Consider the following 17,874-nt stretch of genomic DNA (forward strand, 5'->3'; position numbering starts at 1 on the left):
GCAAAGTACAGAATCATCAATTATCCGGCTTCTGTACTTCCCTTGCCACCCTATCTTGACCGCATGGAACTGCAGGAGTTGCTCATAACGACCTTCGTGGCGGCGGTGCTGGCCGACGTCTCCATGGTATTCGGTGTCGCGCCGTTTTTTGTCATCAAGAACCTGTCCGACAAGGTGACCGGGACGATGGCGGCGGCGGCAGCCGGGATGATGGCGGCGGCCAGTCTGGTCCAGTTGGTTGGGGAGGGCCTGGATCGCACTCCGGGCCTGGAGGCGTGGGAGGTCACCGCAGGCCTTGCGGCAGGATCGCTGATGTATGCGGCCGCATCCCGGTGGATTCGGGACAATCCGAAGTTCGACCTCATGAACCTCCGCAGGACAGGAGGGGCGCAGTCGCTCATGATCGTGGCGGCCATGACGGTGCATTCGGCCCCGGAGGGTGTGGCCATCGGGGTGGCGTTCGGTTCGCAGGAGTTGGGTCTCGGATATTCGGTGGTATCTGCGTTGGCCGTGCACAATATCCCGGAAGCGATCGCCATCACATTGGCGCTCAGGGCCAATGGGGTCTCGGTCTGGGCGTGCATGGGCTGGGCCCTGTTCACCAGTCTCCCGCAGCCCGTTTTTGCGCCGCTGGCCGCCTGGTTCATCTGGTTGTTTGAACCGCTCCTGCCGGCGGGAATGGGTTTCGCCGCCGGAGCCATGGTCTACCTGGTCGTTGCCGATCTCCTGCCGGACGCCCTGAAGCAGACGTCCAAAGGCCGTGTCGCGGCCGCATTCATGGGCGGCGTCATCCTGATGATCCTTCTGGGTCGGGCCGTGGGGTTGTAGGCGACTCAGTCGAACGTCAAGCCTTTCAGGACGTGCAGTGCCGTGCCGACGGCGTCCACAGGTACGAAAATGTGGTCGTGGAAGGCGCCCGCCACCACGTTGCAGGCTACACCTTCATTGGCCAGAGCCGCTGAGAACGCCGCCGTGAGTCCAACGGCATCCAGGTCGGACGGCATCCGGAGCGAAATCCACGCCGCGCGGAACAGGATTTCCAGACCTTCGCGAAGGGCTACGGCCTCTGGAACCACCACGGTCACCCCCTCCGACTCCAGGATGCTGGCGACAGGATGCAAGCTCCGTGCAACATCCGGGTCCTGGACACATGCGAATACGAACGTCCCTTCGTGCAGAAAGGGCTCAAGTGCAGTTTTCATTTCGGCCGTGAGTCAGGTGGCGGCTGGACCAGGAACGGGAAAGATGCGCCGGCCAGCGGGAAGTTTCCGGTATGCGTCTCGCTTCCACGCTTTGATCCCCATCCTCCGGGAGTTGTAATCCGTACATGTTGACTCGGCGGGCGGGTGCACGCCGGAGCAACGGTTCGTCCCAGCCTGCGGGCAACTCATCATCATTTTGGCAACATTACGGTGTGACGTACGCATAATGCGCATGCAAAAACACACTCTATGTGCACTGGTTGTCGACGACGAAACGCTCGGGCGCGAGCGGATCCGCATGCTGGCCGGCAAGCGCGACGATCTTGTGGTAACGCACGAAGTGTCCGATGGCCGGAAGGCGGTCACCCATTTGCAGGATCATCAATTCGACGTCGTCTTCCTGGATATCGAAATGCCGGAACTGACGGGGCTCGATGTGGTGCGCCAGATCGGCGCGGAACACATGCCACCCGTCATTTTTTGCACGGCGTACGACGCATACGCGATTGAGGCATTCACCGTCCATGCGGTCGACTACCTCCTGAAGCCGATCGATCCCGACCGCTTCGACCAGGCCGTTGACCGGGTTGTTGCCCGTGTCGGGAGTGACAGTCTGCGCCAGATCAATGCCCGGCTGGAAGCACTCGTGACGGAAGATGCATCACGCGCCGCGCCGGTCCAGCGATTCATGATCAAGGAAACCAACCAGATCGTTTTCGTGAAGGCCGACGACGTGGATTGGATCGAGGCGTCAGGGAACTACGTGGTGTTGCATGTGGGGCAAAAGCGTCACCTCCTCCGACAGACCATGAAGGATATAGAGGGACGGCTCGACAGCCGGCGATTCCTGCGTATCCACCGATCTTCCATCGTCAATCTGGATCGGGTACAGAAAATGCACCCTACGTACAATGGGGAGTATGAGGTTCGCCTCGAAACCGGGGCCCGGCTGACGTTGAGCCGGTCCTATCGCTCCGCGCTGGAACGCTTCCGGTGACATCCCGCCAGCGACATATCCGCGTCTTCGTCGTGTCCGCCGTCGTGGCTACCGTCATTGTGCTTGGATCCACGTTCCAGGACTATTTTGAGTATGGCATGCGGCAAGGACACGATGTCCGCTTCCTGGACATGCTCATGTGGCCGTTGGTGTTGTGGTATGCCTGGGCATGCCTTGCACCATTCGTTTTCGAGTGGTCGTGGCGCCATCCGGTTCGACGCCACCGGTTTGCCGGGCCGTTCGGCATGCTCCTTCTGGGACAACTCGTTGCCGTTTCCGCCCACATTGTTGTTCAGGTTGTGGGCATGCTGGTACCGCAGTTTGCCGGTGTCCATGACTCGCTCCTGGACACCATCCTGGATCACACAACGGCGTCAGTTCTGCTCGACTCCCTCGTCTACTGGTGTCTGGCCATCGCCGCGCAATGGGCCCGCATGTACGACGATGCCCAACGAAACCTTCTGAACGCCGCCCGGCTGGAGGCCGAGTTGGCGTCCGTCAGGCTGGAGATACTGAAGACCCAACTCCATCCGCACTTCCTGTTCAATGCGCTGAACAGTATTTCCGCCCTCATGCATCAGGATGCGGCATTGGCCGATCGCATGCTGAGCAGGCTGAGTATGTTGGTCCGGACGGCCCTGGAGCGGAGTGGTCGGTCCGAGGTCCGGTTGCGGGAGGAGCTCAAGTTCCTGGAAGAATACGTGGCGCTCGAGCGCCTCCGGTTCGGGGATGGCCTGAAGATCGATATGGACATCCAGGAAGGTATCGAAAGTTGTCTGGTACCCGGCTTCCTTTTCCAGCCCCTTGTCGAGAATGCCATCAAGCATGGTTTCTCGGGCGGGAGTCGGGGCGGAACCGTTCGGATCATGGGACGGTCGCTGGAGGGCACGTTGCGGCTTCGGGTCGAGGACAACGGGCAGGGACCGTCGGAGTCTTATAGTGGCATGTCGACCGGCGTTGGCCTCGCCAACCTGCACGAGCGGCTCAGCCGTCTCTACGGAGCCGCGTTCACCATGGATGCCGGACCCGGGACCGGCGGCGGTTTCTTCGTCGACATGGTACTTCCCTGCCGGATGCCGTCCCCGGTCCAGGTCGGCCCGTAACGGTTGGCCGCCACTGGTCACTATCGCTCAACTGTTGCGTGGCGGGGCGGGTATGCTTCGGTGAATCATCCGGAATATTCATGGTCGATCGCCGACATTTTTTGAAGCGCTCTTTGGGAGCAACGCTGCTCGCAGCGATGCCCGGGCCCCTGAAGTCATTTGCGCGACCACTGCCATCCGGAGCCGACGAGGATGCATTCTGGGCGTCTGTGCAGCGCGCATTCACGGTTGAGCGAAGCATTATCCATTTGAACAACGGCGGTGTGTGCCCGTCTCCCCGTGTGGTGCAGGAGGCCGAGTTCGCCATCATGGCAGAGGCCCAGCGTGGTCCATTCTACGCCTTCGAAGGCCAGGTGGCGCCCCAGATTGAAGCCGTCCGTGATCAACTTGCACGTCACCTGGGATGCACCGGCGATGAAGTGGCTTTCATGCGTAATACGTCGGAAGCCATGGAGACCGTGCAATTCGGACTGTCCCTGGATCGGGGTGACGAAATCGTCACCACGATGCATGATTATCCGCGCATGTTGCGCACATGGGAGCAGCGCTCCCGGCGCGATGGCGTGGTGGTCCGGAAAGTCCCGGTACCTGTTCCGCTGGCCAATCCCGAAGATCTGGTCGGGGCGATCGTGGGGGCGATAACCCCCCGTACCAGGCTCGTCATGTGTTGTCACATGGTGGATTTGACCGGTCAGGTCTTACCGGTGCGCGCCATCGCCGATGAGGCGCACGCCCGTGGCGTGCCCGTTCTCGTCGATGGCGCGCAGACGTTCGGGCACCTGCCTTTCACCATGGATGACCTGGACTGCGACTACTTCGCGACGAGCCTGCACAAGTGGATGATGGGCCCCCAGGGTACCGGAGCACTGTACGTCCGGAAAGACCGGATTGCAGACATTTGGTCCCTCATGTCGTCGGATGCCTCTTCATCGTCCGATATCCGGAAATTCGAGGACATCGGCACGTCGCCGCCGGCCAGGATCCTTGCCCTGGCCGATGCCATGGCCTTCCACGCAGCCATCGGGTCGGAGCGCAAGCGCGACCGGCTCGTAACCCTGCGGAATTACTGGCTGGGCGACGTCCTGCGCTATGACCGCGTCCGTTTGCTTACAAATACCAATGCAGCCGGCGCCCTCGCCACCATTTCCATCGACGGAATCGATCCACTCGCTCTCCGCAATCATCTGTGGGACCGGCATCGCATCCGCGTTCGGCCCATCAGGCAAGAGAATGTGAGCGGGATTCGTGTCTCCGCTGGCATCTACAACACCTTCGACGAACTCGACCACCTGTCGTCCATCCTTGAACCCATAATCCGATACGGTATATGAAACCTGCCTCGCTGCTTACCATGCTCCTCTGCCTTTTGACGCCCGGGATCGTCATGGCCCAATCCGACGACGCCGTGCGAATGGCGGAGGCCGATCTCGCTACCGTCTTCAACTACATTGAATACGACGACATGCTGTCGTCCGCCGGACAGATACCCTATGACCAAGTCGCGTCCTTGCGGCAGGCCGGGTTTGAGGTCGTCGTCAACCTGGCTCCCGTGAGCGAATCGGCGAATGCTCTGGAAGGGTTCCTGGTCGTGCAGGAAGGGCTGACCTTTCTAAACATTCCGGTCTCTTTCCGGGAGCCATCCCTTCAGGATTTGACGGTCTTTTTTGACATGATGAAGGCCAATGAAGGCCGGCGAACGTTCGTTCACTGTGCGGCGAACATGCGCGCGACGGTGTTTACGTATCTGTACCGGACGTTAATACAAGGAGTCGATGAAGCGTCCGCCCGCGCAGACATGGAAAAGATCTGGGATCCGAATGGGTCGCCGGCGTGGGCTGCGCTCATTGAAAAAGCAAAGGTTGAATTCGGAGAGGGGAGGTAACGAGATGACATTCATTCGAATGGCCGTACGGTGCATGGCCGCGCTCATTGTCATCGCTTTCCTGGCCGAGCCTGGTACCGTGCGGGCTCAGACCGAGCTCTCTTCGCTCGAAGACCGGGATGGCGTCCTGTACGCCGCTGGCTCTTCCACTCCCTTCACAGGTGATGTGGTGCAGGGTCCACTCACCGGTCAACTGGTCAATGGCCGACGTGACGGGGAGTGGGTGCACCGACACGATGCGGGTTGGGTAGACTATCGGGTCTTTTTCGACGCCGGCGAGCGCGTGGCGCAGAAGGTGTTTTTTGAAGACGGGTCCATGCAGGGAGAGACCTATTACCGGAATGGACGATTCCACGGTCCGTTCAAACGATGGGACCGTCACGGTACGCTGAGGACCCACTTTGCGTATGAGGACGGCCAGATGCATGGCGTGCAGCGGATCTATGCGACCGACGGAGAAATCCTGCTATCCTCGGAGTATGCCCGAGGTACCGAGCACGGGGCCACCACGTGGTGGTTCGGGACCGACCGCAAGCGCTGGGAAACCCATTTCAATGCCGGTGCCCGGACGGGTACGTGGACACAGTATGCTACCGACGGGTCTGTCTTGGTGCGCAGCGAATGGAACGAAGGTCGGTTGGTCTCACGATCCGGAAATCCGCACGGCATGCATTAGCCTCAAAGGCAACCCTCAAAACAAGGTGTCAGACGGGGACCACATTATTGGCGCAAGGTCCTTTTTGGCCCTGGCCTACTTCAAACTCAACCTCTTGTCCTTCATCAAGCGTGGCGAAGCCGCCCGTCTTGATCTCGGAGTGGTGGACGAAAAGGTCCTTGCCGCCGTCGTCGGGCGTAATGAAACCAAATCCCTTGTCCGGGTTGAACCACTTCACTTTTCCGCTGCTCATGCTGTTCCTTCAAATAATCTTGGAATGAACAGATAGTATAGTCCTCAGCAGCGGTAGGAAATGCGAAGAGGCGTCGTATATCGCCATTCTCCTTGCACATATTGACTCGGCGGGCAGGTGCACATAAGTTGCACATATGCCCGCATCATCCCGAAATCCTCTCCCGTTCGCGCACCTCCACGCGCGCAGCTGGTTCTCCTTCCTGGCGGGCGCATCGCCGCCGGAAGCCCTTGTGGCAGAAGCCCATCGGCAGGGTGTCCGCGCGCTGGCGCTGACCGATCGGAACGGCGTGTATGGGGCGGTACGCTTCCAGAAAGCGTGCAAAATGGTGGGAATCAAGCCGCTTTTCGGCGCCGAGGTGACGGTCGAGGAGCAGCCGCTGGTCCTGATTGCCGAAAACCAGGAGGGCTTTTCGAACCTGAACCGCATGCTCACGGCCGCCCACCAACGCAGCCGCGAGGCGCCGAGCGTGACCCTGATGGAGTTGATGCAGCATGCCGAGGGCCTGTTCTGCCTGACAGGCGCCTACGGCAGCCATCTCTACGGCCTGATTGACGGGTTGAAGCGGGAGGATGCGTTCCGCTGGGTCCAACACCTGCACAGCCTGTTCGGGGATCGGCTGTCCATTGAAATAGCCACGCATGTGCATCCGGGCGACCGTCGGCGCATGGCCGTACTCGAGCGGCTCTCGCGGGAAACCGGTGTGTCCCTGGCAGCTACGGCGGCGGCGCTGCACGCCCGTCCCGAGGAGTACCGGCGGTATGACCTCATGACGTGCATCCGCCACAACATCACCATTTTCGACGACCACCCGGAGCGCCCCCGGAACGCGGAGGCGTTCCTGCGCGCACCGGGTGCGCTGCAGAAGCTCATTCCATATCCACAGGCCTTCCTGCGGACGCAGGAAATTGCCGACCGCTGCACGCTGGACCTCATTCCGGGCTACATCACGCCACCGGCCGCGGCCGTTCCGCCGCCGCACACGGCCCGCGCCTGGTTGCATTCGCTCTGCCGGGAGGCGTTCGCCCGGAGGTATCCAGAAAGCCCCAGGAATGCCGAAAACGTACGGAAAAAGGCCGCCGTACAGCTCCGGAAGGAGCTCGACGTCATCGGGCGGCTGGAATTGGACGAGTTCTTCCTGGTGGTCCACGAAATCGTGGACAAGGCGCGGGAGCTCGGCATCCGGTGTGCGGGGCGGGGCTCGGCGGCGAATTCCATTGTGGCGTATCTGCTGGGCATAACCGGTGTGGATCCGGTGCGCAACAAACTGCTGTTCGAACGTTTCCTGCACGCTGGCCGGAAGGGCACGCCCGACATCGATGTGGATTTCGATTCCGACCGCCGCGACGAAATCATTGCCTGGATGGAGGAGCGGTTCGGCATGGAGCAGACGGCCATGACCGCCACGCTCATTACCTACCGGGTGCGCTCGGCGGTGAGGGATGTCGCCAAGGCGTTCGGGTGGCCCATGGATACGGTGAACCGGCTCTCGAAGGCCGTGCCGCCCTACGGCAGCCGGATTCCGGACGACCACCGGGTGCGGCTTGAACGGATTGTGGGGGCCAGTCCGCTCCTGGACAAGCTCCTGGAAATGGCGCAGGACCTGATGGGAGCCCCCCGGCACCTGGGGCTGCACTCGGGCGGCATGATCCTTTCGCGCACGCCGCTGTCCGAATTCACGCCGGTGCAGGTATCGGCCAACGGGGTGAAGGTGGTGCAGTTCGACAAGGACGACGTGGAGGCGCTGGGGCTGGTCAAGTTCGATGTGCTCGGCCTGCGCATGCTCGCCACGCTGAGTGAGGCCGATGAGCTCATCCAGCGGCACACGCCGCCCGGACCCGATATCGACGAATTGCCGCTCGATGACATCCGCACCTTCAACATGATTCGCGCATCGAAAACGCTCGGCGTGTTCCAGATCGAGTCGCAGGGACAGTTGCACCTGCTGGCACAGCATCAACCCGAGGACTTCCAGGATCTCATCAACGAGATCGCGCTGTTCCGGCCGGGGCCGCTGCAGAGTGGCATGGTGCATCCATTTGTGCGGCGGCGGCGGGGGTTGGAGCCCGTGACCTATCCGCATCCGCTCATGGAGCCGCTGCTGCGTGACACCTACGGCGTCATTGTGTACCAGGAGCAGGTACTGGAGGTGGCGCACAAGTTCGCCCACATGTCCCTCGAAGAGGCCGATGAATTCCGGCGTCTCATGTCCAAATTCCGGGATCCGGGGGAAATGGAGGGGATGCGCGACAGGTTCGTGGCGGGGGCCATGAAGAACGGCGTGGACCGGGAAACGGCTACGGCGGTGTTCGAGAACGTGGCCAATTTCGTGGGATACGGTTTCTGCCGCAGCCACGCGGCGGCGTTTGCGAAGACCGTCTACCAGTCGGCGTACCTGAAGCGGCACCACACGGCGGCCTACCTGGCGGCGTTCATGCAGCACCGGCCCGGCATGTACAATCTGATGACGCTGGAGGAGGAGGCGCGGCGGTTCGGGGTCCGGACGTTGCTGCCGGACATCAACCGGTCCATGGCCCGTTACGACCTGGAATGGGTGCCGAAGCCGGACCCCGGGCGCACGCGGCATGATGGCGAGGCGGCCGACCGTGCGGCGCGTCCGCCGGCGCGGCCGGTGCCCACTGAGCTGGCCATCCGGAAGCCTTTGTCATCCGTCCAGACCGTGACGCAGGAAAGTGCCCGCGACATCGTGTGGGAGCGGCTGAACGGGCCGTACACCAGCGTGCGGGATCTGTACGAGCGCGTGCCACTCACGCTCGACCAGTTCCGGAACCTGGCCCGATCGGGCGCGCTCGACGGCCTGGCGGGGGACAGCCGCCGGGCGCTCTGGGAAGTGGGGCTGCTCCACAAGAAGCTGCCTACGCCGGGCCGGCGCCGGGCGAACCTGCTGTTTGATTTGCCGCCGTTCACGGAGGACGACGTCCCGGACCTGCCGTCCCTGACGCTCGACGAACGCCTGTCATGGGATTACGAATCGCACCACGCGGCGCGCATCCACCCCATGGCGCTGGCCCGGCGCACGCTCAACGAATACGAAATCCGCCCCATTGCCTCGTGCTTCGACCTGGGCCGGGTGGGCAGTACGGAAGGAGCCCGCAACGATTCCCGGGACGGCCCGGTGGTAACGGTGGCGGGCATTGCCATGCTCCGCCAGCGACCCAAGACCGCGAACGGGGTCATGTTTCTCACGCTGGAGGACGAAACCGGCTTCGTGCAGACGGTCATCTATGCCACCGTGCTGGATGCCCTGGAGCATATTTTCAGCCAGTCGGCCATGATCGTGCGGGGGCAGCTGCAGGTCATGGGCAACTGGCGGGGGCTGGTCGTGCAGCACGCCTGGGCGCTCGACGGCATTCTGGGCGGCTACGAGGGCCACCCATCCATGGGCGGCGGCCGAGACAAACACGTCAAACGGGTGGGGTCGGCGGGCAGATCGCAACTTTGATGCGGAAGTCACGTTTCGGACGGGACTATATTGATGCATGGTATAGCTCCAAGTCATATACCGGTCCCAACCGAACGAAATCGAATGCTCCCCAAAACTCTGACAGCCGCTGCACTGCGACCCATGGTGTTGGCCACGCTTGCGGCAGGAGAAGCGTACGGTTACCAACTCAGCCAACGAATCGAATGGATTTCCGGAGGGGCCATTGAATGGAATGCCGGGACGCTGTATCCCGTACTCCACCGCCTTGAAACCGAAAGCCTGATTGAATCCATCTGGCGCCCATCGGACGCAGGTCCGCGGCGCAAGTACTACCGGCTCACCATGAAAGGAAAGAAAGCCGTCGAAACCGAGAAGGCACAGTGGATGACGGTTCACGACGTTCTGTTGCGGCTGTGGCAGCCCGACGTTTCATTCGGGACGGGCACATGAGAACGCGGAACGCCTTCGATTTGGAGACAGCCATTGCGACCTGGAGGGCTTTCTTTCAGCAGCGCCGTGCATTTTTTACGGAAGACCTGGAAGAGTTGGAGCTGCATCTGCGCGAGCACACCGCCCACCTCATGGAGTGCGGCCTCTCGGAGGAGGAAGCATTTCGACAGGCCACCGCGCATCTGGGAAACGTGGTGCTCCTGGACGATGCCTTCAAAGAGGTGTTCTGGTCAAAAATCAAACACAAAGGCCGGTTGCTCCGCACTCTGGCATTCCAATACGCCATGTTCAACAATTACCTGAAAACGGCACTCCGGAATCTGCTGAGACACAAAGGATACAGCGCCCTGAACATCTCGGGCCTGGTGGTTGGAATGGCCAGTGCCTTTCTGATCCTGATATGGATATCGAATGAGCTCGGTGTGGATCAATTCCACGAGCATGCCGATCGGTTGTACCAGGTGAAGGTGAACAGTGTGGAGGACGCAGGGATTGCAACGTGGTCGAACGCACCCATGCCGCTTGCGGCGGCGCTTGAACAGGACGTTCCCGACGTCCGGTCGGCCGTGCTCATGCTGCCCGTCAAGGCTGTCCTCCAACGGGACGATTACGTCGGCCGCGAGGAAGGGTACCATGCCGGACCGGCCTTCTTCGAGATGTTCACGTTCCCCCTGTTGGCCGGAGATCCGGCCAGCGCACTGGATGCGCCGGGCAGCATCGTGATTTCCGAGCAAATGGCCATCGACTATTTTGGAGCGGGGTGGGACCATGCCGTGGGCAGCACCCTCACGTTGCATTCCTGGCAGTCGAATGGCGGCGTATTGGGCAATGCCATTCACGTGGAAGCGGGCCGCGAATACCTCGTAACGGGTGTGCTCAAGGACGTTCCGGCGAACTCATCGCTGGACTTCGACTTCATTCTGCCGGTGCAGGAAGTCGCGAACGCATTTCCGCACATCACATCGTGGGGCCCCCGCTGGTTCGAACTATACGTCCTGTTCGAAGCGGAAACGGCAATGGACGGGTTGCAGGCCACCCTGGCACCCTTGCTCACTCGTCACGTAGAGGACGCAACGAATCAAGCGCTCATCATCCAGCCGTTCGTCGAAACGTATTTGCATGGGTCCTTCGTGGACGGGCGCGCAGCCGGGGGCAGAATACAACGGATATACCTGATCGGACTCACGGGTTTGGCGATCCTGTTGATTGCCTGCATCAACTTCACCAACCTGATTACCGCGCGTTCCAACCTGCGTGCCCGGGAGATCGGTGTACGCAAATCGTTGGGAGCCACACCGGGGTTCCTCGTGCAACAGTTCCTCGGTGAATCGGTCATCACGGCACTCCTGTCCATGATCGGAGCCGTGGTATTGATGCTGGCATTGCTTCCGACGTTCTCAGGCATAACGGGTACCGCGCTGACAGCGGCGGACCTGACATCCGGGCACTGGATGTTGTTCATTCTGGTCGCCCTGCTGACCGGCCTCCTGGCTGGAGGCTATCCGGCGTTCCGATTGTCGAACATGCAGGCCATCCGGAACCTGAGGGGGCAATCGGGTGGCCAAGTCCGGAACGGCCGGAGCGGAACGTCGGCACGGGAAAGCCTGGTCGTGGTGCAATTTGCCATTTCAGCCTTCCTGATTGTCGGAACGCTCACCATTCATGATCAGATTCAGTACCTGCAATCCGCCGACCTGGGGCTGGACAAGGAGAACGTGCTCATGATGCCGGTGGAGGGAGCTCTGGCCAACAACCGGGAGGGCGTACGTGCGCAATTGCTCCAGTCCACGGCCATCGAAAGCACCGCGCTGTCCAGTGCCAACCCGCTTGGAGTGGCCATGATGAACAGCAATGTGCGGTGGGAAGGCAAGGAAGAGGGAGAGGATGTCCTGTTCACGGTTCTGGAGACCGATGAACACATGGCGACCACCATGGCCATGACCATCACGGACGGACGATTCTTCGACCCCGGCAAGGACACCGGTCAATTGCACTACGTCGTCAATGAAACGGCTGTCCGCGCGTTGGGGCTCGATGCGCCGGTCGGTCACCCGTTCGCCCTCGGTTATGAGGTGGATGGGCCCGGCACCGGAAGCGGCATCATCGTCGGCGTCGTGGAGGATTTCCATTCAGGGTCCATGGCTGACCAATACATCATGCCGCTCGTCATGACATTCGACGCGGAGGCCGCCAATGTAATGCTGGTTCGTTACGAACCCGGCCAGACGACCGAAGCCCTGGGTGCACTGCGGAACACCGTACGGCAGTTCAATCCGGGGACGCCATTCGAGTATGCGTTCCTGAACGCCGAGTGGAGTGCCAACTATGCGGACGAAACGGTTCTGGCAACGCTGTCACGGCTCTTCGCATTCATGGCCGTGTTGCTGGCGTGCCTCGGGCTGCTGGGCCTGGCGGCATTTTCCGTACAGCTTCGGACGAAGGAAATCGGGGTGCGTCGCGTGCTGGGTGCCACCAGTCAGCACGTGGTCTTCATCCTGTCCCGCGAGTTCATCAAGCCGGTGGCTGTGGCGCTCGTATTGGCACTGCCGGTATCGTGGTGGATCATGCGCGATTGGTTGTCATCGTTCGCGTATCGCGTCGACATGAGCGTCGGAACACTTGTCCTTGCCGGCACCCTGGCGCTGATGGTTGCGTTGGCCACGGTGGGAATGCAAGCCTGGCGCGCTACCCGGCAGCGTCCCGTTGTGCTGCTGCGGCACGACTGAGGTCGAGGCCGTCTCAGATATACTTCTCCCCGCGGACGACTTCGGCGTCCTGGACGTACACGATGACGGCGTAGTGCTCGAAATACGCATCCGACACATATTCCACGATGGCATCGGCCACGGCGGGGCTCACGAGCGTTTCAATACGGGTGTCGGGACCTTCCCATTCGTTCGCCCGGACGCCGCGCGAGCCTTTGCCCCTGGCTTGCGTGAGGGTGTACCCCGTGGCGCCAAGCGCCTCGATCTTGCGCAGCAACCGGTCCTCCAGGATGCGTTCGGTCACGATGGTGACCAATTTCAGAATCGTCTTTGACATGTCAAGCGGCCATCCAACCGGCCAGTGTGTAATACAACGGAATGCCCAACGTGATGTTGAACGGGAAGGTGATGCCCAGTGAAGCCGTGAGATAGAACGTGGGGTTGGCTTCCGGCAGGGCAATTCGGACCGCGGCCGGAGCCGCGATGTAACTGGCGCTCGATACCATGGCGCCCAGCACGGCGCATCCCGCCATGGACAGCCCGGTGAACCCACCCAGCCAAACCGCCAGTGCTCCGTGCAGGATGGGGACCAGGACGCCGAAGGCCACCAGGAACGGCCCGACCGTCCGCAAGTCCTTCAGGCGCCGTGCCGCCACGATGCCCATCTCCATGAGGAACAGCATGAGCGCGCCCTGGAATCCGGCCACGAAGAACGGCTCCACCGGGGCCATGCCTGCCGGTCCCACGGCGAGGCCGATCAGCAGACCGCCCACCAACAAGATGACGCTCCGTCCCGAGAGTACCTCGTGCAGGGCCTCCTGCCAGGATCCCGCCCGTTTGTCACGGACAAAGGCCAGCATGAGGGCCACCACGATAGCGGGTACCTCGAGGATGGCGACCAGGGCCGGCATGTATCCTTCCGGCGCGTGACCCATCATGGTGCCGTAGCTGATGGCCACGATGAACGTGACGGCCGATACGGATCCATAGTGGGCCGCGATGGCCGATGCGTTCACCCGGTCGAACCGACCCAGTCGACGCAGGATATTGTAGGCAATGATGGGCGTCAGGATGCCCAGGAACAGCGTCAGACCGGCCGGCGCCAGGAACTCAAGGAACGGCGTCTTGGACAGTTCCACGCCCCCCTTCAGGCCGATGGCCAGCAGGAGGTAAATGGACAGGGCGTCATAGAGCGGCGTCGGAAGCCGGAGATCGCTGCGCACCAGCGACGCGAACGCGCCGAGGACGAAGGCCAGAATGACCGGGGACAGGAGGCTCATGGCGGGACGGAATGGGTGGGACGCCCCATGATAGGGCCTGCGCGCCAAACCGACATGCCACCCGACTTCTGGACGGAGCGTCAATCCCGTGGGATCCTCCGCAAGGTGCGAACAAATGAAAACGTAACGATCAAAACCGTGACCACGAGGAAAGTCGGCCACCACCAGCTCCAGAAGGTTTCTCCGACAATCGCCCAGGCTGTCCCGGAACCATCGCGGAAGAGGCCACCGGGATTCGACACCCAATCCAGCCCGGTAAACAGGCTGGCAACGGTGAACGCGATGACGGCCGCTGCCCATGCGGCGCGGCGTGCGGAGGTCATGATCGTACGGTTCATGTCGAGCGGAAAAAAAGCGTTTGGGCCGGCGGCTGGAAGCCGCCGGCCCAAACCGGGTCAACTGATGTGGTTGGATTCATCGGAAGGGATAGAACGAGACGCCTACCGTCATGCGGACGCTGGCCATGCCGATGTCCACGCTGTTGTCCTGGTTGCCGACACTGCGGTCCGAAAGGTTGCCCGGTACAAACGATGCCGCACCTTCCACCGCAAATTTCGGAGTGACAAAATACATGACTCCGCCACCGAAACTGCCACCCAGGCCACCGTAGGTCACCTCTGTGCCATTCGTGGTCTGGTCCTTTTCATAGATGACTCCCATGATGGCCAGGGAGGCGTCGGCAAAAGGGACCAGTCGTTCCTGGGGCCGGAAGTGGTAGCGACCGCCGAGTTCAAAGAATGCGACGCTGAATTCGTCGCCCGCTGCGAATTCCTCGAATTCCATGTCGCCTTTCATACCTGCGACTTCCATGCCCAGATACATCGTAAACCGCTTGTTGAAGCCGTAACCCAGGCGCAATCCGCTGCCCAAGCCTTCGCCGTCATCGTCGTTCTCGAAGGCAACACCGTGCCCGCCGGCTCGAATGTTCAAAAAGGCTCCGTGGGTGTTGGCGTCCGACTGGGCAACGACCATTCCCGGAGATCCTGCGAGCACGAGCAAGAGGGCTATGAAGGTTGCGTAGGGAATATTGATATGTTTCATGGTGAAGTTCTCCTGTTTGTTCGGGGGTGAATGAATGCGTATCCAACCTACCCCGGCAGGTCACCATGCCGAATCAGCCAAAAGGTGTAATCGGGGGTGCAAAATGGGGATGTAAACCCTCTGCGGCGACAGCCTTCTAGAGGATGCCGGTTTCCCGGGCTTTGATGATGGCATCCGTCCGGTGGGATGCCTCCAGTTTGCCATAGATGTTGGCGATGTGCCGTTTTACGGTCGCAAGGCTGATGAACAGCTGATCGGCTATATCCTGATTGCGGAGCCCGGCTGCAATCAGTCGCAGGACTTCCAGCTCGCGGGGCGACAACAGGTCGGCATTGGTTCGCGTGGAGACATCCGGTTTCTCATCACGGGCCGTGAGTGCGCTCAGTACATGGATGGCATGATCCCGGCCGAGGCCCTTCGCCACCATATCCGGAAGCAACGTGCCCACCATGTCCGATTCCCGCAGGAACGGGGCAACAAAACCGTCCGGTGCTGCGCGATCCAAAGCGTCTGCCAGTCGCGTCCGGGTCTCCTCGGTATCACCCGATTCCCATGAACACCGTGCCTGCTGCAAATTCACGTCGACCAGCAATCCCGTTCGACCACTTCGCTCCGCTTCATTGGCCAGAACGTCCAGGAGGTTGCGGACGTCTCCGATTCCCGACGCAAGGCACCAACGCGCGTATGCGGCCAGGTCGTACGCGGTCGAGAACGAAGGCGAGTCATCCAGGGAAAGACCGGACGCGCGGGCCCAGATACCGACCTCCTCCAGACGTCCTGCCTGGAGGAGCAGTCGGGCACGATGGGACGCAGCCGGCATCCACGACGGTATGCGTTCCGAAGCCGGTGCCGAGACGGCCTCGTCCATCACCGCTACCGCTCGTTCCAGATCGCCACTGAGTGCAGCGATGTCTGCCTCGACTTGATACCATCGTGCACTGGCTCGTTCATACGTGCTGTTTTCCGTCATCAATGCCTCCGCGCCGACGAGGTCACCGCGTTCCAGCATCACGCGCGCCACGCCACGCCGCACGTCGGGTCCACCGGAATCGTAGTTGTCTGCTGCGGCCCGTTCGTAGGAAGCCAGACCCTCGGTCAATCGCCCCTGACACAGACGCAACTCGGCGAGTGCATAGTGACAACGCTGTGCATAGATGAGGTTGTCGGCAAACTCGAAGCGTTCCAAAGCCTCGGACATGGACGTCCATGCCTCATTCAGGTCCCCTCTTCGCCACTGCGCCAGTCCCAGGGTAACCAGCGGGATGGCCCGATAAAAATGATCATCCGGAGGGAGCAGCTCCAACGTTTTCCGGGCGTATTGCTCCGTCGCCTCGATATCGCCCTTGGCCTGCGCGAGATAGGCCCTGGCGGCGGCGATGGTGGCTGGCAAGGAGGCGTATTCGCGTTCGTCGGCTACGACAACCGGGACATCGGACGCGCGGTCGAGAAGGTCTTCCGCATGGTCCACCCATTTCTCAGCGCGATCAAATTGCAGCGTGTCCAGGAGTGCCCAGCCATAGCAGGCGCTCAGCACGGGACGACCGAGGATGATGTTTTCCGGAATGCACTCGGCCCACGAAAGCCACGTATCGGCCTGGAAACTCCGGTCCATTCGGCGCCACGAACGTTCTACAAGATCTGCGGCGTGTACGTTGTCCTTTGCGGCCAGCGCATGACGGATGGCATCGGCCTCGTGCCCCTCCGATTCGAACCATGCACAGGCCCGCCGGTGAAGGGCGGGCACAAGCACCGGCTTTTCTGATTGGAGCAAGGATGCCAGGACGTCGCCGAACAAATGGTGGTACCGGTACCAGTACCGTTTATCGTCCAGGGGAATGACAAACAGTTGTTGCTGTTCAAGCATCGACAGGATGTCGGCACTTCCGGTTCGGTCCATGACGGCATCACAAAGTGGGCCACATAGCCGTTGCAGGTGGGCAGATTGAAGCAGGAACTCCCTCACCTCTACCGGCTGACCCTGCAGCACTTCCTCCAACAGGAAATCGGCGATGTATCGGTGGTCACCAGAGAAGGTCGACAGGAATCCATCCGTATCCTCCCGGCCCTGCATGGACAAAGCCGCAAGTTTCAATCCGGCAATCCACCCTTCCGTGCGACGCTCCAACTCGGATATGGTCTGCGTTGAAACGGGTACCTGCACGGCGCCGGAAAAGAACTCCGCGGTTTCATCCACCGTGAATCGGAGGTCTCCGGCCGGAATCTCCGTCAGTTTACCCTGCCCCCTGAGTCGGGCCAGTGGCAAAGAGGGTTCTGCTCTGGACACGAGGACCAGGTGGAGATGGGGGGGCATTCGGTCGATGAAGAACGACATGCCCTCGTGGATCTCGGGGCGCTCAATGATATGGTAGTCGTCCAGGACAACGACCATGTCGCCCTGCACCGCATTGACATCATTGATGAGTGTCGAAAGAAAGGCTTGCGCAGGCAACGGCTCCAGAGAGTGCAGCATGGCCAACGCCAGATCGCCGACGCCCTCCTCGAACCGTTGCAGCGCAGCCACGAAATAGGCCCAGAACAAGGACGGGTCGTTATCGGCTTGATCCAGGGACAGCCATGAGGCTTCTCCCTCCCGGGAATGGAGCCATTCGGCCAGGAGCGTCGATTTCCCCGATCCTGCCGGTGCGGAGACCAGGGTCACCGCGCCATGGACACCCGTGTCAATCCGATCGACCAGGCGCGTTCGCTCCACCATCCCCTCCTTCCAGACCGGAGGATAGAATTTCGTGGACAGCAGCTGAGCCGTCTCGACCAAGTTGGGGTGGTTTCTGCGCACGTCTGCAGGCGGCCAGGCGGATAATCAGGAAAACGTACGCTGCATGGACCCTGGAGATTCACTCCGG

Annotated in this window: 16 protein-coding genes; 9 read left to right on the plus strand and 7 right to left on the minus strand. The window is 61.3% G+C overall.

All coding sequences use genetic code 11. From position 1 onward, the window contains the following. The first annotated feature begins 42 nt into the window (after window positions 1-42). On the plus strand, window positions 43-828 hold the full coding sequence (locus tag RIE53_09070; protein ID MEQ9104837.1) for a ZIP family metal transporter: 786 nt from the start codon (window positions 43-45) through the stop codon (window positions 826-828). Between the two features lie 5 nt (window positions 829-833). Here RIE53_09070 and RIE53_09075 read toward each other — a convergent pair whose 3' ends face one another. Beyond that, window positions 834-1,202: an ACT domain-containing protein gene (locus RIE53_09075; GenBank protein ID MEQ9104838.1), complete on the minus strand. Its 369-nt coding sequence runs from the start codon at window positions 1,200-1,202 to the stop codon at window positions 834-836. A 232-nt stretch (window positions 1,203-1,434) separates the two neighbouring features. Here RIE53_09075 and RIE53_09080 point away from each other — a divergent pair, with 232 nt between their 5' ends. From RIE53_09080 to RIE53_09100, 5 genes are all read left to right on the plus strand, one after another. Further along, window positions 1,435-2,199: a LytTR family DNA-binding domain-containing protein gene (locus RIE53_09080; GenBank protein ID MEQ9104839.1), complete on the plus strand. Its 765-nt coding sequence runs from the start codon at window positions 1,435-1,437 to the stop codon at window positions 2,197-2,199. Window positions 2,200-2,243: 44 nt separating this feature from the next. Further along, window positions 2,244-3,302 (plus strand): histidine kinase, encoded by a 1,059-nt coding sequence (locus RIE53_09085; protein MEQ9104840.1) that lies wholly within the window; start codon window positions 2,244-2,246, stop codon window positions 3,300-3,302. Window positions 3,303-3,382: 80 nt separating this feature from the next. Then, window positions 3,383-4,633: an aminotransferase class V-fold PLP-dependent enzyme gene (locus RIE53_09090; GenBank protein MEQ9104841.1), complete on the plus strand. Its 1,251-nt coding sequence runs from the start codon at window positions 3,383-3,385 to the stop codon at window positions 4,631-4,633. 20 nt (window positions 4,634-4,653) lie between these two features. Beyond that, window positions 4,654-5,184, plus strand: coding sequence for a protein tyrosine phosphatase family protein (locus RIE53_09095; protein MEQ9104842.1), 531 nt, complete (start codon window positions 4,654-4,656; stop codon window positions 5,182-5,184). 34 nt (window positions 5,185-5,218) lie between these two features. Next, window positions 5,219-5,860 carry a hypothetical protein gene (locus RIE53_09100; protein ID MEQ9104843.1) on the plus strand — a complete coding sequence of 214 codons (642 nt, stop codon included), beginning with the start codon at window positions 5,219-5,221 and terminating at the stop codon, window positions 5,858-5,860. A 28-nt stretch (window positions 5,861-5,888) separates the two neighbouring features. On the opposite strand, the gene RIE53_09105 is transcribed toward RIE53_09100, so the two are convergent. Beyond that, window positions 5,889-6,092: a cold-shock protein gene (locus RIE53_09105; protein ID MEQ9104844.1), complete on the minus strand. Its 204-nt coding sequence runs from the start codon at window positions 6,090-6,092 to the stop codon at window positions 5,889-5,891. A gap of 136 nt (window positions 6,093-6,228) precedes the next feature. On the opposite strand from RIE53_09105, the gene RIE53_09110 reads away from it, so the two are divergent. From RIE53_09110 to RIE53_09120, 3 genes are all read left to right on the plus strand, one after another. Next, window positions 6,229-9,555: a DNA polymerase III subunit alpha gene (locus tag RIE53_09110; protein ID MEQ9104845.1), complete on the plus strand. Its 3,327-nt coding sequence runs from the start codon at window positions 6,229-6,231 to the stop codon at window positions 9,553-9,555. Window positions 9,556-9,639: 84 nt separating this feature from the next. Further along, a complete protein-coding gene (locus RIE53_09115; protein MEQ9104846.1) occupies window positions 9,640-9,987 on the plus strand; it encodes a helix-turn-helix transcriptional regulator in 348 nt (115 codons plus the stop codon). Further along, complete coding sequence (locus RIE53_09120; protein MEQ9104847.1) at window positions 9,984-12,713, plus strand: ABC transporter permease; 2,730 nt, start codon at window positions 9,984-9,986, stop codon at window positions 12,711-12,713. Before RIE53_09115 ends, RIE53_09120 begins: the two co-directional genes overlap by 4 nt. Window positions 12,714-12,726: 13 nt before the next feature. Here the strand turns inward: RIE53_09120 and RIE53_09125 are convergent, their stop codons facing one another. The 5 genes from RIE53_09125 to RIE53_09145 all read right to left on the minus strand — a co-directional run bounded on the left by RIE53_09125 (window position 12,727) and on the right by RIE53_09145 (window position 17,807). Further along, window positions 12,727-13,029, minus strand: coding sequence for a transcriptional regulator (locus RIE53_09125; GenBank protein MEQ9104848.1), 303 nt, complete (start codon window positions 13,027-13,029; stop codon window positions 12,727-12,729). A 1-nt stretch (window position 13,030) separates the two neighbouring features. After that, entirely contained in the window at window positions 13,031-13,972 is a 942-nt protein-coding gene (locus RIE53_09130; GenBank protein MEQ9104849.1) for a sodium-dependent bicarbonate transport family permease, read from the minus strand. Window positions 13,973-14,052: 80 nt separating this feature from the next. Then, complete coding sequence (locus RIE53_09135; protein ID MEQ9104850.1) at window positions 14,053-14,310, minus strand: hypothetical protein; 258 nt, start codon at window positions 14,308-14,310, stop codon at window positions 14,053-14,055. A gap of 76 nt (window positions 14,311-14,386) precedes the next feature. Further along, entirely contained in the window at window positions 14,387-15,013 is a 627-nt protein-coding gene (locus tag RIE53_09140) for an outer membrane beta-barrel protein (GenBank protein ID MEQ9104851.1), read from the minus strand. 136 nt (window positions 15,014-15,149) lie between these two features. Beyond that, a complete protein-coding gene (locus RIE53_09145) occupies window positions 15,150-17,807 on the minus strand; it encodes a LuxR C-terminal-related transcriptional regulator (protein ID MEQ9104852.1) in 2,658 nt (885 codons plus the stop codon). Window positions 17,808-17,874 lie beyond the last annotated feature (67 nt).

It is taken from the genome of Rhodothermales bacterium (genome assembly GCA_040221055.1).
In the GTDB taxonomy this organism is placed as follows: domain Bacteria; phylum Bacteroidota; class Rhodothermia; order Rhodothermales; family UBA10348; genus 1-14-0-65-60-17.